Source organism: Ancylobacter terrae (assembly GCF_045108345.1).
Classification (GTDB): Bacteria; Pseudomonadota; Alphaproteobacteria; order Rhizobiales; family Xanthobacteraceae; genus Ancylobacter.
In genome coordinates, this window is sequence record NZ_JBJGXH010000005.1 from 44,544 (window position 1) to 60,292 (window position 15,749).

The 15,749-nt window shown below is 70.8% G+C and carries 14 protein-coding genes; 10 read left to right on the forward strand and 4 right to left on the reverse strand.

Annotation, left to right across the window (positions count from 1 at the left end; genetic code table 11):
• Positions 1-10 precede the first annotated feature (10 nt).
• From ACEUEL_RS20730 to ACEUEL_RS20745, 4 genes are all read left to right on the forward strand, one after another.
• A complete protein-coding gene (locus tag ACEUEL_RS20730) occupies positions 11-715 on the forward strand; it encodes a rhomboid family intramembrane serine protease (RefSeq protein ID WP_405709693.1) in 705 nt (234 codons plus the stop codon).
• Positions 716-919: 204 nt separating this feature from the next.
• On the forward strand, positions 920-1,672 hold the full coding sequence (locus ACEUEL_RS20735; protein ID WP_405709696.1) for an electron transfer flavoprotein subunit beta/FixA family protein: 753 nt from the start codon (positions 920-922) through the stop codon (positions 1,670-1,672).
• Position 1,673: 1 nt separating this feature from the next.
• Positions 1,674-2,618, forward strand: coding sequence for an electron transfer flavoprotein subunit alpha/FixB family protein (locus tag ACEUEL_RS20740; RefSeq protein ID WP_405709698.1), 945 nt, complete (start codon positions 1,674-1,676; stop codon positions 2,616-2,618).
• 65 nt (positions 2,619-2,683) lie between these two features.
• Complete coding sequence (locus ACEUEL_RS20745) at positions 2,684-3,565, forward strand: 3-hydroxybutyryl-CoA dehydrogenase (protein ID WP_405709701.1); 882 nt, start codon at positions 2,684-2,686, stop codon at positions 3,563-3,565.
• On the opposite strand, the gene ACEUEL_RS20750 is transcribed toward ACEUEL_RS20745, so the two are convergent.
• Positions 3,532-4,512, reverse strand: a complete 981-nt coding sequence (locus ACEUEL_RS20750; RefSeq protein ID WP_405709703.1) for a DMT family transporter — start codon at positions 4,510-4,512, stop codon at positions 3,532-3,534. The two genes, ACEUEL_RS20745 and ACEUEL_RS20750, sit on opposite strands and share 34 nt — an antisense overlap.
• Positions 4,513-4,751: 239 nt before the next feature.
• Between ACEUEL_RS20750 and ACEUEL_RS20755 the strand changes: the two genes are divergently transcribed.
• On the forward strand, positions 4,752-5,552 hold the full coding sequence (locus ACEUEL_RS20755) for a CHAP domain-containing protein (RefSeq protein WP_405709706.1): 801 nt from the start codon (positions 4,752-4,754) through the stop codon (positions 5,550-5,552).
• Positions 5,553-5,561: 9 nt separating this feature from the next.
• Here the strand turns inward: ACEUEL_RS20755 and tlpA are convergent, their stop codons facing one another.
• Positions 5,562-6,299, reverse strand: coding sequence for a thiol:disulfide interchange protein TlpA (gene tlpA, locus ACEUEL_RS20760; RefSeq protein ID WP_405709709.1), 738 nt, complete (start codon positions 6,297-6,299; stop codon positions 5,562-5,564).
• A gap of 26 nt (positions 6,300-6,325) precedes the next feature.
• Between tlpA and argH the strand changes: the two genes are divergently transcribed.
• From argH to ACEUEL_RS20780, 4 genes are all read left to right on the forward strand, one after another.
• Positions 6,326-7,705: an argininosuccinate lyase gene (gene argH, locus ACEUEL_RS20765; protein ID WP_405709712.1), complete on the forward strand. Its 1,380-nt coding sequence runs from the start codon at positions 6,326-6,328 to the stop codon at positions 7,703-7,705.
• A 92-nt stretch (positions 7,706-7,797) separates the two neighbouring features.
• Complete coding sequence (gene lptM / locus ACEUEL_RS20770) at positions 7,798-8,043, forward strand: LPS translocon maturation chaperone LptM (RefSeq protein ID WP_405709714.1); 246 nt, start codon at positions 7,798-7,800, stop codon at positions 8,041-8,043.
• Between the two features lie 21 nt (positions 8,044-8,064).
• The gene (lysA, locus tag ACEUEL_RS20775; RefSeq protein ID WP_405709717.1) at positions 8,065-9,333 is read left to right on the forward strand and encodes a diaminopimelate decarboxylase; all 1,269 of its coding nucleotides are present in this window, start codon (positions 8,065-8,067) and stop codon (positions 9,331-9,333) included.
• 146 nt (positions 9,334-9,479) lie between these two features.
• A complete protein-coding gene (locus tag ACEUEL_RS20780; protein WP_405709720.1) occupies positions 9,480-12,233 on the forward strand; it encodes a TIGR02302 family protein in 2,754 nt (917 codons plus the stop codon).
• A 171-nt stretch (positions 12,234-12,404) separates the two neighbouring features.
• Here ACEUEL_RS20780 and ACEUEL_RS20785 read toward each other — a convergent pair whose 3' ends face one another.
• Together ACEUEL_RS20785 and ACEUEL_RS20790 are read right to left on the reverse strand one after the other, a co-directional pair.
• A complete protein-coding gene (locus tag ACEUEL_RS20785; RefSeq protein WP_405709723.1) occupies positions 12,405-12,860 on the reverse strand; it encodes a baeRF12 domain-containing protein in 456 nt (151 codons plus the stop codon).
• 100 nt (positions 12,861-12,960) lie between these two features.
• Positions 12,961-13,791 (reverse strand): YihY/virulence factor BrkB family protein, encoded by an 831-nt coding sequence (locus ACEUEL_RS20790; protein ID WP_405709726.1) that lies wholly within the window; start codon positions 13,789-13,791, stop codon positions 12,961-12,963.
• Positions 13,792-14,054: 263 nt separating this feature from the next.
• Between ACEUEL_RS20790 and ACEUEL_RS20795 the strand changes: the two genes are divergently transcribed.
• Positions 14,055-15,743, forward strand: a complete 1,689-nt coding sequence (locus ACEUEL_RS20795; protein ID WP_405709728.1) for an acyl-CoA dehydrogenase family protein — start codon at positions 14,055-14,057, stop codon at positions 15,741-15,743.
• The last annotated feature ends 6 nt before the right edge of the window (positions 15,744-15,749 follow it).

Consider the following 15,749-nt stretch of genomic DNA (forward strand, 5'->3'; position numbering starts at 1 on the left):
GGAAACGGCGATGGTCCTGCCGCTGAGCGATGACAACCCGCTGGAAGGCATCACCCACGCCTATGTCACCTGGGCGCTGATCGCCCTCAATGTCGGCGTCTTCATCCTGCTGCAGCGCGGCTATGCCGGCGAGATCGATATCGCCTCGGCCTTCAGCTACGGCACCATCCCGGCGGTGGTCAGCCACGCCGCCGTTCTGCCCGACGAATACGCCCTGCTGCCGCCGCAGCTGACGCTGGTCAGCTACATGTTCCTGCACGGCGGCTGGATGCATCTGATCGGCAACATGGCCTTCCTGTGGGTGTTCGGCGACAATGTCGAGGACGCGCTCGGCCACGCCAGATACTTCATCTTCTACGTGCTGTGCGGCATCGCCGGCGGCATCGCCCATACGCTGGCCGCCCCGGGCTCCGAGATCCCGCTGGTCGGCGCCTCGGGCGCGATATCGGGCATCGTCGCCGCCTATCTGATGCTGCACCCGCGCGTGCGGCTGTGGGTGCTGCTGTTCATGGGCATCCCGCTGAGGATCCCGGCGATCCTGCCGCTGGGGGCGTGGATCGGTTTCCAGGTCTGGAGCATGCTCACCGTCACCGAGGACGGCAACGCCTGGTGGGCGCATCTCGGCGGGCTCGCGGCGGGCGCGGTGCTGATCGTGTTCATGCGCCGCCCGGGCGTCCCGCTCTGGGTTCTCACCCCTAATGGCGACCATCCCTGACGTCGGCAAAAGGCGGGCGGACCCCTTCCAAAGTGGCCCTCCGCCGCGGCCCGATCTCGTTGACAGGGGCGGGGGCGATCCATACGGTGCCGCGCGTTTTCCCCCGACGCTCCGGCCGGAGGCTCCCGCGCAGCCAGCTTGCGCGGCCCTGAGGCGGGCGCGTCCCTCACTTGCGCCAGCCCCGGGCGGGCGGGAGAGACCGGCATGAAGATCGTTGTGCCCGTGAAGCGGGTGGTCGACTACAACGTCAAGATCCGCGTCAGGCCGGACGGCTCGGGCGTCGAGCTGGCCAACGTCAAGATGTCGATGAACCCGTTCGACGAGATCGCCGTCGAGGAGGCGCTGCGGCTCCGGGAAGCGGGCAAGGCGAGCGAAGTGATCGCCGTCTCGGTCGGGCCGGCCAAGACCGACGAGACCATCCGCACCGCGCTCGCCATGGGCGCCGACCGCGGCATCTGGGTGAAGACGCCCGAGGCCGGCATCGAGCCGCTCGCGGTGGCCAAGATCCTCAAGGCGGTCGTCGACGCGGAGGCCCCCGGCCTCGTCATCCTCGGCAAGCAGGCGATCGACGACGACTGCAACCAGACCGGCCAGATGCTGGCCGCGCTGCTCGGCTGGCCGCAGGGCACCTTCGCCTCGAAGGTCGTCATCACCGATGGCACGCTGTCCGTCACCCGCGAGGTCGATGGCGGCCTGCAGACGCTGTCGCTGACGCTGCCGGCGGTGCTGACCGCGGACCTGCGCCTCAACGAGCCGCGCTACGCCTCGCTGCCCAACATCATGAAGGCGAAGAAGAAGCCGATCGAGGAGAAGGACGCCGCCGCGCTCGGCGTCGACCTGGCGCCGCGGCTGACGGTGCTGTCGACCACCGAGCCGTCCGGTCGCAAGGGCGGCGTCAAGGTCGCCTCCGTCGCCGATCTGGTCGGCAAGCTCAAGGATGAGGCGGGAGTTCTCTGACATGGCGACGCTGCTGCTGGCTGAACACGAGGATTCGACGCTGAACGGCGCCACCGCCAAGGCGCTCACCGCCGCGCTGGCGCTGGGCGCGCCGGTGCACGTGCTGGTGGCCGGCGCCGGCTGCGGCCCCGCCGCCGCGGCCGCCGCGAAGCTCGCCGGCGTCGAGAAGGTGCTTGTCGCCGACGCCCCGCTCTACGCCCATCGCCTCGCCGAGCCGGTCGCCGCGCTCGTGCTGTCGCTGGCGTCGGGCTACGACGCCATCGTCGCGCCGTCGACCGCCGTCTGGAAGAACGCGCTGCCCCGCATCGCCGCGCTGCTCGACGTCATGCAGGTGTCGGACGTCGTCAAGGTCGTCGCCCCGGACACGTTCGAGCGCCCGATCTATGCCGGCAACGCCATCCAGACCGTGAAGTCGACCGATCCGACGAAGGTCCTCACCATCCGCACCGCCGCCTTCGCGGCGGCGCCCGAACGCGGTTCGGCGCCGGTCGAGCCGGTCGGCGCGGCGGCCGACCCGGCCGTGTCGAATTTTGTCGGCGAGGAACTCTCGAAGAGCGACCGGCCCGAGCTCACCGCCGCCCGGCTGGTGGTGTCGGGCGGGCGGGCGCTCGGCTCGTCGGAGAAGTTCCACGAGGTGATCGAGCCGCTCGCCGATGCGCTCGGCGCGGCGGTCGGTGCCTCGCGCGCGGCGGTCGATGCCGGCTACGCGCCGAACGACTGGCAGGTCGGCCAGACCGGCAAGGTGGTGGCGCCCGAGCTCTATGTCGCCGTCGGCATCTCCGGCGCCATCCAGCACCTCGCCGGCATGAAGGATTCCAAGGTCATCGTCGCCATCAACAAGGACGAGGAGGCGCCGATCTTCCAGGTCGCCGACTACGGCCTGGTCGGCGACCTGTTCCAGATCGTGCCGGAGCTGACGCGCGAGATCGCCAAGGCCAAGGGCTGACGCGTAGTATAAGCTGGCGGATAGTATAATAAGGACCGGTGACGGACGTATCGGGCGCGCGCATCATGGCTTTCGAGATCAAGCAGATCGGTATCATCGGCGCGGGCCAGATGGGCAACGGCATCGCCCATGTGTGTTCGCTCGCCGGCTATGACGTGGTGCTGAACGACGTGTCGGCGGACCGCATCCGCTCCGGCCTCGCCACCATCAACGGCAACATGGTCCGGCAGGTGGCCAAGGGCCTCTACAGCGAGGCCGAGCGGCAGGCCGCGCTCGCGCGCATCGACGGCTCGGACGCCACCTCGTCGCTGGCGGACGCCGACCTCATCATCGAGGCGGCGGTGGAGAAGGAGGAGATCAAGCGCAAGATCTTCGCCGAGGTCTGCCCGCACCTGAAGCCCGAGGCGATCCTCGCCACCAACACCTCGTCCATCTCGATCACCCGGCTCGCCGCCTCCACCGACCGGCCGGAGCGCTTCATCGGCATCCACTTCATGAACCCGGTGCCGATCATGCAGCTCGTCGAGCTGGTGCGCGGCATCGCCACCGAGGACGAAACCTTCGAGCTGTCGAAGGAATTCGTGACGCGGATCGGCAAGACCTACGCGGTCTCCGAGGATTTCCCGGCCTTCATGGTCAACCGCATCCTGCTGCCGATGATCAACGAGGCCATCTACACGCTCTATGAGGGTGTCGGCTCGGTCGACGCCATCGACACCGCCATGCGGCTCGGCGCGAATCACCCGATGGGACCGCTCCAGCTCGCCGACTTCATCGGCCTCGACACCTGCCTGTCGATCATGCAGGTGCTGCACGAGGGCCTCGCCGATTCGAAGTACCGGCCCTGCCCGCTGCTGGTGAAATATGTCGAGGCCGGCTGGCTGGGCCGCAAGACCCAGCGCGGCTTCTACGACTACCGCGGCGAGAAGCCCGTCCCCACCCGCTGAGCGAGGTAGCGGATCGGCCGCCCGTCGATGGCGGCGAGGCCGAGCGCGATCAGCGCGAAGCCGGCGATCTCGTGCGCCTCCAGCGCCTCGCCGAGGAAGGCGACGCCGAGCAGGATGGCGCTGACCGGCACCAGGAAGGTGACCAGCGAGATGTTGGTCGCCCCGTTCCGCGCCAGGATGCGGAAGAACAGGATGTAGGCGATGCCGGTCGAGAGCACGCCGAGCCCCGTCAGCGCCGCCACGACATGCAGCGAGGGCACCGGCAGCCGCCAGGGCTGATCGACCAGCGCCACCAGCGGCACCAGCCAGAGGGTGGCCGCGCTGAGCTGGGCCAGCGCCACGCCGAGCGGGGGCAGGCCGCGGAAGCGCTTGCCGTAGACGGCGGCGAATCCATAGGAAACCGTCGCCGCGATGGCGGCGAGCTGCGCCGGCAGCTGCTGGCCGCCGAGCTGGCCGAGCAGCGCCGGCCCCATCATCACCGCGACGCCGGCGAAACCCAGCGCGACGCCGCCCAGCCGCACCGGCGTCAGCCGCTCGTCGCGGGTGAAGAACTGCGCCACCAGCACCGTGAACAGCGGCGTCGCCGCATTCAGGATCGATGAGAGGCCGCTCGTCAGGTGCTGCTGCGACCAGGCGATCAGCCCGAACGGGATGACGTTAGCGATCACCGCCATCGTTAGGAACTGCCGCACGAGACCCGGCTGCCGGGGCAGACGGATGCCGCCGGCCCGGGCGATGACATAGAGCGCCGCCGCGCCGATCGCGCAGCGCCCCAGCACCAGGGTGAGCGGGGGAATCTCGGCGATGGCGATCTTGGCGAAGAAGAACGAGCCGCCCCAGATCACCGACAGCAGCAGCAGCGTAGCCCAGTCCCCCGGCCCCATGGCAAGGCTCGCGCCGACGGGACCCGGAGCGGGCGCCGTGGCGGAACGCGATGATTCGGACAAGGGGCACTCCCGGGAACCGTCGCAGCCGGCAGCCGCGAACCCGCCGCTCACATAGGCCCTTGCGGGCGGCCCTGCCACCCGAAAGCGCCCACCCGCGGCACGGTATGGCGAAGATCAGCGAAATACACTTTTAACGCGCATAACGATCCCATTGCGTGTATAGACAGGCATCGGGTTGCAACGGGAGTGCTGCCGTCCGGCCAGCCCCGGGTTGCGACCATCCGAGGGGGGAGGACGCCATGCCTGATCCGGTGGAAACCGCACCGCTCTATCCCGGCCATCTGCTGAAGCCGGGCACGTTCGATTCCCTCGATGTCCAGCGCGTTCAGGCCCGCCTCAACCAGCTGCTCGGCAGCGGGCTGCTGGAAGATGGCGATTTCGGCGAGGCGACGGAAAACGCCGTCCGCCTGTTCCAGGCCCGCTATACCGATCCCAATGGCGGCGAGATCGACGTCGACGGCCGCGTCGGGCCGGAAACCTGGGCCGCCCTGTTCGGGGCCGAGGCGCTGGCGCCGCCGTCGGCACCGGCCGCGGGCAGCGGCCCGCGCGAGGCGGTGCTGACCATCGCCCGCGGCCAGATCGGCGTGCGGGAGGAGCCGGTGGGCTCCAATCGCGGCCCGCAGGTCGACCTCTATCACCGCGCCGCCGGCATCAACCCGGCCGCCGGCAACTTCCCCTGGTGCGTCTCCTTCGTGCAATGGGTGTTCGCGCAGGCCTTCGCGGGCGCCTCGCCGCTGTTCCGCACCGCCGGCGTGCACGCGCTCTGGAGCAAGCGCCAGACCGGATCGATCACGGTCGTGCCGGCCAACAAGGCCAGCGCCCAGACCGTGAAGCCCGGCATGGTGTTCCTGCTGGACACCGGCGGCGGCAAGGGCCACGCCGGCATCGTCGAAGCGGTGAACCGCAGCAAGGGCACCCTCACCACGATCGAGGGCAACACCAACAATGGCGGCTCGCGCGAGGGCTATGGCGTGTTCCGCCGCACCACGCGCAAGATCCGCATGCCCGGACTGCTCGGCTATATCGACTACTGCCCGTGAGGGCGGCCCTCAGCGCGCCGCCTGACGGCCTTCCAGCGCCGCGCGGATGAGCGCCTGCGCATCCGGGCCGGCCCATTCGGCCGGGCCCGCGATGTGGCCGATCTCGCAACCCTCGGCGTCGACCAGCAGCGTGGTCGGCAGCCCGAAGCCGCGGCCGGCGGCACGCAGCGTCTGGAAGCTCGCCGCCTTGGGATCGGCATAATAGGCGAGGCTGGCGACGCCGATGTCGTTGAGGAATTTGCGCGGCTTGTCGGCATCGCGCGTATCCACGTTGATCGCCACCACGCGGAAGCGGTCCGATCCGAGCGCCGCCTGCAACTGGTCGAGCGCCGGCATCTCCTTGCGGCAGGGCGCGCACCAGGTCGCCCAGAGATTGACGAGGCTGAGCCCCGGCCCGACGCCGGTCAGGGTGAGCGGGCGGCCCTCGCCGTCCTGAAAGGCGATCTCCGGCAGGCGCTTGGGCTCCAGCGTCGGGGCGAAGGCGGCGAGTTCGCCCTTCGCCAGCGGCACCAGGCGCTGCGCCGTCGCCACCGCTGCCGCGCAGCCCTTCACCGCATCCGCGGTCGCCGCTTTCCCGACGGCCGCGCCATTGTCGGCGTTGCGCGGCGCGCCCTCCATCCCGTATAGGGCTGCGAGCCCCACGGCGGCGCCCGCCACCAGGGCGCACGCCACGATCGCGATGGCGCGCAGCCGCGACCCGCGCCCGGCGGGAGCCGCGGTGGCGGTCTCGTCAGGTCGTTCGGTCATGGCCGGCCTCGCAGGGAACAACACGCATGAGCAACAAGATGTGGGGCGGCCGGTTCGAGACCGGCCCGGATGCCATCATGGAGGAGATCAACGCCTCCATCGGTTTCGACCAGCGCCTCGCCGCGCAGGACATCGCCGGCTCGAAGGCGCATGCGGCGATGCTGGCAGCACAGGGCATCATCGACGCGAGTGATGCCGAAAAGATCGTCCAAGGTCTAGACACGATCCTGTCAGAGATCGAGCGCGGCGACTTCACCTTCCAGCGGGCGCTGGAGGACATCCACATGAACGTGGAATCCCGCCTCGCCACGCTGCTCGGCCCCTCGGCCGGACGGCTGCACACCGCCCGCTCGCGCAACGACCAGGTGGCCACCGACTTCCGCCTCTATGTGCGCGACACCATCGACACGCTGGACGCCCAGCTCCAGGACCTGCAGAAGGCGCTGGCAACGAGGGCGCTGGCGCATGCGGCCACCGTCATGCCCGGCTTCACCCATCTGCAGACCGCGCAGCCGGTGACCTTCGGCCACCATCTGCTCGCCTATGTCGAGATGCTCTCCCGCGACCGGGGGCGCCTCGCCGATGCCCGCGCGCGCCTCAACGAATGCCCGCTCGGCGCCGCCGCGCTGGCCGGCACCTCGTTCCCGATCGACCGCTTCGCCACCGCCAAGGCGCTCGGCTTCGATCGTCCCACCGCGAACTCGCTCGATTCGGTCTCCGACCGCGATTTCGTGCTCGAGACGCTGGCGGCCGCCTCGATCGCGGCGATGCACCTCTCCCGCTTCGCCGAGGAGATCGTGATCTGGACCTCGCCGCTCACCGGCCTGCTCAAGCTCTCCGACCGCTTCACCACCGGCTCCTCGATCATGCCGCAGAAGCGCAACCCGGATGCCGCCGAGCTGGTGCGCGCCAAGATCGGCCGCATCGCCGGCGCCTTCTCGGGGCTGCTCATGGTGATGAAGGGCCTGGCGCTCGCCTATGCCAAGGATATGCAGGAGGACAAGGAAGGGGCCTTCGACGCGCTCTCCACGCTCTCGCTGATGATCGCCGCCACCGCGGGGATGGTCCGCGACATGGCGCCGGACGAGGCGCGGATGAAGGCCGCCGCCGGCTCGGGCTATTCCACCGCCACCGACCTCGCCGACTGGCTCGTGCGCGTGCTCGGCCTGCCGTTCCGCGAGGCGCACCACGTCACCGGCCGCATCGTCGCGCTGGCCTCCGGCAAGGGCGCGCCGCTGCACAAGCTCACGCTGGAGGAGATGCAGGGCGTCGAGCCGCGCATCACGGCGGAAGTGTTCGGCGTACTCTCCGTGTCGAAATCGGTGGCGAGCCGCGTGAGCTATGGCGGCACCGCGCCGAAGAACGTGCGGGCGCAGGCCAAACGCTGGCTCAAGAAGCTGGGCTGAGTGCGACCGGACCGCGTGCGCTGCGTCATGGCGCGTCTCGCCTTTCCGCCAGCCTTCGCTATAGTGAGCCGAACTCGATGAGGATTCCGTCCGTGCCGCGTTCCGTCCGCCCCGCCCGCCGCGCCCGCGCGGCGTTGCCCGTCCTTGCCGGCATCGCCCTGCTGCTCGGCGGCTGCGGCGTGCGCGGCCCGCTGCAGCCGCCCCCGGAGGCGCAGGCGAGCGCGCCCGAGAGCGGCCATCACGCCGCCTCCGCCGTGCCGGGCGCGAAGACCGAGCGCCCCCGCGACACCGGCCCGGTGCGGCCGAACCAGCCCTTCATTCTCGACGGCCTGCTCTGAGGAGCGGGTGGACCCTTCCCGATGCATCACTTCGCCTATCACGACGGTGTCCTCCACGCCGAGGATGTGAGCCTCGACGCGCTCGCCGATGAGGTGGGCACGCCGTTTTACGCCTATTCGACCGCGACGCTGGAGCGGCACTACCAGGTCTTCACCGCCGCCTTCGCGGATGTGAAGTCGACGCTCTGCTACGCGCTCAAGGCCAATTCCAACCAGGCGGTGATCGCCACCCTCGCGCGCCTCGGCGCCGGCGCCGATATCGTCTCGGGAGGCGAGCTGAAGCGTGCGCTGGCCGCCGGCGTGCCGGCCGCGAAGATCGTGTTCTCCGGCGTCGGCAAGACCCGCGCCGAGATGGCCGCGGCGCTCGACGCCGGCATAATGTGCTTCAACGTCGAGAGCGAGCCGGAGCTCCATGCCCTATCGGAGGTCGCGGCCGCGCGCGGGCAGGTCGCGCCGATCTCGATCCGGGTGAACCCGGACGTCGACGCCAAGACCCACCACAAGATCTCGACAGGCAAGTCCGAGAACAAGTTCGGCATCCCGGTGTCGCGGGCGCGGGAGGTCTATGCGCTGGCGGCGCGGCTGCCCGGCCTCGCCATCACCGGCGTCGACATGCATATCGGCAGCCAGATCATCGACCTGACGCCGTTCGACAACGCCACCGCCCTGCTCGCCGAGCTGGCCCGCGACCTGATGGCGGACGGGCACCCCCTGACCCATCTCGATCTCGGCGGCGGCCTCGGCGTGCCCTATGTCGCGGGCGAGCCCGATCCGCCGCTGCCCACCGACTATGCCGCACTGATCAAGCGCCACACCCACAATCTCGGCCTCGGCCTCGTCTTCGAGGTCGGCCGCCTAATAGTCGCCAATGCCGGCGTGCTGGTGACGCGGGTGATCTATGTGAAGGAGGGCGAGGGCAAGACCTTCGTCATCGTCGACGCGGCGATGAACGACCTGATCCGCCCGACCCTCTACGACGCCCATCACGAAATTGTGCCCATCGCCGAACCGGCCCCCGGGGGTACGCGGCTGGTGGCCGATGTCGTCGGCCCGGTCTGCGAATCGGGCGACTTCCTGGCGCTGGCGCGGCCGCTGCCGGCGCTGCGTGCCGGCGACCTCCTCGCGGTGATGACCGCCGGCGCCTATGGCGCGGTGCAGGCCTCGACCTACAACACGCGCCCTTTGATTGCCGAGATTCTGGTGCGCGGCGACACGGCGGCGCTGGTCCGCCCGCGCCTCGATGCCGATGCCATCATCGCCCTCGACCGCCTCCCGGACTGGCTCGCCTGAGCGCCACCCCGCGCCACAATTCGCCCGCCATTGCCCGCCAGCCTCTGCCGAAGGACTGGGCGCGCACATTACGAGGGCAGGGCTGGTGTCGCTGACCCAGCGTGATAGGCTGCGCGTGGGCTGGCGTGTCGGAGGCTTGAGGACGCGTGACGACGACACCCGAGACGAATGAGGCGACGGGACCGGACGGCCGCGGCACGCCGGAGGCGATGCAGGCGGCGGCGGTGGTCGAACATCGGCTGGAGCGCGCGCTGAAGCGCGCCCATGACGCCATCCTGTGGGAGCGCGTCTGGCCGGCCGTCGTGGCGGTGCTGCTGGCGATCGGCCTGTTCCTCATCGCGTCCTGGGCCGGGCTCTGGCTGGTGCTGCCGCCGCTCGCCCGCATCGCCGGCGTCGTCCTCGCCTTCGTGCTGCTCGCCGTCGCGCTGATCCCGGCCATGCGCGTGCGCCCGCCCGATCGCAGCGAGGCGCTCGGCCGGCTCGACCGCGAGAGCCGCCTGCCGCACCGGCCGGCCACCGCGCTCGCCGACCAGCTCGCCAGCCGCCCCGACGATCCCGTCGCCGTGGCGCTCTGGCGCGCGCACATCACCCGGATGAGCGACCAGATCAGCCGGCTGCGCGCGGGCCTTCCCTCGCCGGGCCTCGCCGCGGTCGACCCGCGCGCCTTCCGTGCCCTCGTCGCGCTCGGCGTGGTCGCGACCTTCTTCATGGCCTCCGGCGATCATGCCCGGCGCATCCTCGCCGCCTTCGACTGGTCGCAGGCGGTGCCCCCCACCCCCTACCGCATCGATGCCTGGGTGACCCCGCCGGCCTATACCGGACGCCCGCCGGTGGTGCTGCCGGGCCTGCGCTCGGCGGAGGGGCCGGATTCCGGTTCGGCCGCCGCCCCGGGCGGCGTCAACGCCGCCGCGCTCACCGTCCCCGCCGGCAGCGTGCTGGTGGTTCGCGTCACCGGCCTCGACGCCACCCCGGTCGCCACCGATGGCGGCGTCGCCCCGCAGGAGGCCGAGGCGAAGACCGCCGAAGCGGCTGCCGCTCCCGCCGCGCCGGCGCCGAGCCGCGAGGCCGCCCGCAAGGCCGGGCAGGAGCAGCGCTTCGTCATCGCCGGCGATGGCGGCGCCAGCCTTTCCGGCCCCGATGGCGGCCATGTTTCCTGGCGCTTTTCCACCGTCGCCGACCGCGCGCCCACCATCAGCTTCGCCAAGGAGCCGCAGGCGCAGGGCCGCACCGGCATCGCGCTGAGCTACCGCGTCGAGGACGATTACGGCGTGGCCAGCGCCGAGGCGAAATTCGCCCTCGCGCCGCCGCCCCGCCCGCTCTACGCGCTGAAGAACGCACCGGCGCCGAAGCCGCCGCGCGCCCTCGTCGCCGCACCCGACTTCCCCCTGCCGCTGCCGGGATCGCGCGCGCGTTCGGGCGTCGGCCAGACCAGCCGCGATTTCACCGAGAACCCCTGGGCCGGCGCGCGGGTGACGCTGACGCTCACCGCCCGCGACGAGGCCGGCAATGTCGGCAGCAGCGAGCCGCGCAGCTTCGTCCTGCCGGCGCGCAGCTTCTCGAACCCGCTCGCCCGCGCGCTGATCGAGCAGCGGCGCACGCTGGCACTCGACATCGATTCGCGGCCGCGGGTGGAGCGCGCGCTCGCCGCGCTGGCCATCGAGCCCGACAAGTTCACTCCCGATTTCAGCCACTATATGGGGCTGACCACCGCCCACACCCGTCTGCGGAATGCCCGCAGCGACGACGATCTGCGCGGCGTGGTCGATTATCTCTGGGACATCGCCGTCCATATCGAGGATGGCGACCTCTCCGACGTCGAGAAGCAGCTGCGCGCCGCGCAGGAGGCGCTGCAGCAGGCGCTGGAGAACGGCGCCAGCGACGAGGAGATCCAGCGCCTCACGCAGGATCTGCGCGCGGCGATGGACAAGTTCATGCAGGCGCTGGCCGAGCAGGCCCAGCGCAATCCCGAGCAGGCCACCGGTCCGATGGACCCGAACACCCGCCTGGTGCGCCCCGAGGATCTCAGCCGCATGCTCGACCGCATCGAGCAGATGGCGCGCAACGGCGCCCGCGACGCCGCCCGCCAGATGCTGAGCGAACTCCAGAACATGCTCAACGGCCTGCAGAACGCGCGCCCGCAGCAGCGCCGCGGCGGCCAGAACGAGATGTCCGACGCGCTCGACCAGCTCGGCAACATGATCCAGCAGCAGCAGCGCCTGCGCGACCGCACCTATCGCGAGCAGCAGGGCAACCAGCCGGGTCAGCGCGGCCAGCAGGGCCAGCGCGGCCAGCGCCAGCAGCCGGGACAGCAGCAGCCGGGCGAGGGCGACCAGCAGGCCTTCGGCGACCTGCAGAAGAACCAGGAGCAGCTCCGCCAGCAGCTGCGCCAGCTCCTCGACAAGATGCAGCAGGCGATGCGCCAGCAGGGTCAGCAGGGCCAGGGCGAACAGGGGCAGCAGGGTCAACCCGGCCAGCAGCCCGGCGAAGGCCAGGGGCAGGGGCAGGGCCCCGGCGGCCAGCAGCTCGGCGACGCCGAGCAGGCCATGCGCGACGCCGAAGGGGCGCTGGGCGAGGGCGACGGCCAGGGCGCCGTCGACGCGCAGGGCCGCGCCCTGCAGGCGCTGCGCAAGGGCGCCCAGTCGATGCAGCAGGCCATGCAGCCCGGCGAGGGCAACGAGCCCGGCAGTGGCCCCTCCGGCGAGACCGCCGAGCGGAACGACCCGATGGGCCGGCCGATGCGCTCGCGCGACTATGGCGACGACGTCACCGTGAAGGTGCCCGACGACATCGAGATGCAGCGCGCCCGTCGCGTGCTCGAGGAACTGCGTCGCCGCATCGGCGAACCCGAGCGCCCGCGCCTCGAACTCGACTACCTCGAACGCCTGCTGCGGGACTTCTGAGGGACTGTCGGGAAGACCCCTCGGAGCACCGTCATCCCGGACGCGGGCGAAGCCTGCGAGCCGGGATCGCTCACCAGGATAGCCGCGCAATCCCGGATACGACCTCCGGCCGTTCCGGGATTGCGCCTGTGGAGGGCTTTCCGTCGCTGACGCGGCCGCGGGCCTGCCGCCTCAGCCCACCAGATGCCGCTCGATCTCGTGGATGGGCAGCCGCACGAGGTCGCGGTCGATCTCGGCGGCGAGCGCCGCCTGCACCGCGCGCGGATAGAGCGTGCGGAGCTGGCCGAGGGCGTGGGGCGGGGCCACCACGATCAGGTGCCGCGTCTCGCCGGCGGCCAGCGCGGCCTCCAGCCGCAGCGCGACGCCGCGCAGGAAGGCGCGCTCCGCCTCGGCGTGCCAGTCCGTCGTCTCGACGGCGCTGCGGGCGGCGCCGACCGAGGCGTGCACCCGGCCCGGCGCGTCGCTGCCCTGCTCGGAGCTGCGCGGATTGTCCTGCTCGTGCACCTCGACGGTGCGCAGGTTCGGAAACATGGCGTCACCCCTGTTGGCCAGCACCAGCGCCTTGCGCCCGTCGCATATGACGACCCATGTGCCGGCCTCGATGCGGAGCCTGTCCTGCGTGACCATGCGCGCCTCCTCTGCGTGCCCGTAAGCGGGCGATGGCAGCAGAGCAGGAGGGTCGGCGCATCGCGTTGACCGGGATCAACCCCGGCCGAGCCGTTCGCCCCTACCGCCCCATCCGGTGGCGCCGTATCGCGGCGTTGAGTTCGCCGCCATACACGAAGATCGAGGCGGTGGTGTAGAGGAACACCAGCGCGATCATCACCGAGGCGAGACCGGCATAGGTGGTGACGTAATTGCCGGCGAATTCCGCCAGATAGCGCCCGAACGCCGCGCCCGCCGCCAGCCACAGCGCCAGCGTCACCATGATGCCCGGCGCCACCTCGGTCAGCGTGCGCCGCCCCGCCGGCAGCCACATATGCGCCACCACCAGCGCCACCACCAGGATGGCGGAGGTCGCCGCATAGCGCAGGAAGGCGATCACCCAGCCGAACGGCGCCAGCCCCGGCGCGATCCGCACGGCGGCGAACCACAGCACCGGCCCCAGCACCACGAGGAAGGAGAGCGCCAGAAGTCCCGCCGCGCCCACCAGCACATAGCCGATCGATTCCAGCCGCAGCCAGTACCACGCCCGCTGCTCGCGCACGCCATAGGCGCGGTTCAGCCCGATGCGCAGGCTCTCGATGCCGTTGGAGGAAAAGTAGATGGCGAGGATCACGCCGAAGGTCAGCACATCCGTGCGCACCTGCGTCAGAACGTTGCGGATCTCGCCGCCGATCGGCCCCGCCACCTGCGCCGGCCACGCCTCCAGCAGCAGCTGCACAGTCTCGTCGGCGAGGTTCTTGAAGTCGAAGAAGGCGGCCAGCGCCGTGACGAAGATGAGGAACGGGAACAGCGACATCAGCGCGGAGAGCGCGATATGGCTGGCGATCGCCCAGCCGTCATCCTCGACGAAGCGCCAGAAGGCGTCCCAGGCGATGTCATAGGCGCGCAGCAAGAAACGCTCTCCGCTCGGCTTCCCGCGCCTCACATCGGACGTCGCGGCGCAAATGGCAAGTCCGCCCGATGATCGCGGCGGCCGATACGGGGGACGGCAGCGGCCGGAAAAGGCCGCGGTGCCGGCCAGCCACGCGGCGCGCGCCGGACGCCCTCAGCCTCCCGCCTTCGCCTTATTGCGTGTTGCACCGCGAAAATCCCGTCGTAACCTCCGATCCTGTCGCAACGCACAACAACCAGATGACGTTCAGGGAGCCCTCGCCGATGTCCAGCCTGACCACGCCCACCGTGTCCGGCCTCGCCGACGCCGCCGGTCTCATCGAGCTGGCCGGGCGCGCCGCGACGGCCGCCGACCTGCTGCTGGCGGCAGCGACCGAGGCGGTGCGGGCACGCGTCAGCGAGGGCGGCCGGATCGCCCCGGCGCTGCTGGAGCGCGAGCAGCACGCCGCGCACGGCCTCGCCTGGCTCGGCACCTATGTGTTCGCGGTGCGGGAGATGGCGGCCTATGCCGCGCGCCTGAAGGAGCAGGATCGCTTCGGCGCCAGCGAGGCGCTGATCGTGCGGATCGCCGCGGGCGAATATCTCGCCCAGATCGCCGGCGGCATTCCCATGAGCCAGATCGAGTTCGTGCGCCCCGCCGACCTCGGCCTTTCCGCCGCCGCGCTCGCCGCCTTCACCGGCGATCCGGCGGTGGCCACCCTCATCGCCGAGGGCAACACCGCCGAGGCCCGCGCCGCGCTCGTCGCCCGCATCCGCGCCAATGAAGGGGCGCCGACCGTTGCCGATGCCGGGCTCGACGACACCTTCGAGGCGATGCGCACGGAAATCCGCCGCTTCGTCGAGGAGGAGGTCGCCCCGCATGCCCATGAATGGCACCTCGCGAACGACTACATCCCGCTCGAACTGTTCGCCAAGCTCGCCGAGCTCGGCGTGTTCGGCCTCACCATTCCCGAGGAATATGGCGGGCTCGGCCTGCCCAAGGAGACGATGTGCGTCGTCACCGAGGAGCTCTCGCGCGGCTGGATCGGGGTCGGCTCGCTCGGCACCCGCTCGGAGATCGCGGCCGAGCTCATCCTCGGCGGCGGCACAGAAGCGCAGAAGCAGCATTTCCTGCCGCTCATCGCCTCGGGCGAAATGCTCACCACCGCCGTCTTCACCGAGCCGAACACCGGCTCCGACCTCGCCTCGCTGCGCACCCGGGCGGTGAAGGACGGGGATGTCTACAAGGTGAGCGGCAACAAGACCTGGATCACCCATCCGGTCCGCGCCGACCTGATGACGCTCCTCGTGCGCACCAACCCGGACGAGCCCGGCTATCGCGGCCTCTCCATCCTGCTCGCCGAGAAGCCGCGTGGCACCGAGGACGACCCCTTCCCGGCGCCCGGCATGAGCGGCGGCGAGATCGAGGTGCTCGGCTATCGCGGCATGAAGGAATTCGAGATCGGCTTCGACGGTTTCGAGGTGAAGGCCGAGAACCTGCTCGGCGGCGTCGAGGGGCAGGGCTTCAAGCAGCTCATGACCACCTTCGAGAGCGCCCGCATCCAGACCGCCGCCCGCGCTGTCGGCGTCGCCCAGAACGCGCTGGAGCTCGGCCTGCGCTATGGCGAGGAGCGCATCCAGTTCGGCAAGCCGCTGATCGCCTTCCCGCGCGTCGCCGACAAGATCGCGCTGATCGCGGCGGAGGTGATGATCGCCCGGCAGATCACCTATTTCGCCGCGCGGGCCAAGGACGAGGGGCGGCGCACCGACCTCGAGGCCGGCATGGCCAAGCTGCTCGCCGCCCGCGTCGCCTGGGCGGCGGCGGACAACGCGCTGCAGATCCACGGCGGCAACGGTTTCGCGCTGGAATACCCGATCTCCCGCGTGCTCTGCGATTCGCGCATCCTCTCCATCTTCGAGGGCGCGGCGGAAATCCAGGCGCAGGTCATCGCCCGGCGCCTGCTGGAGGAGTGAGGCGCC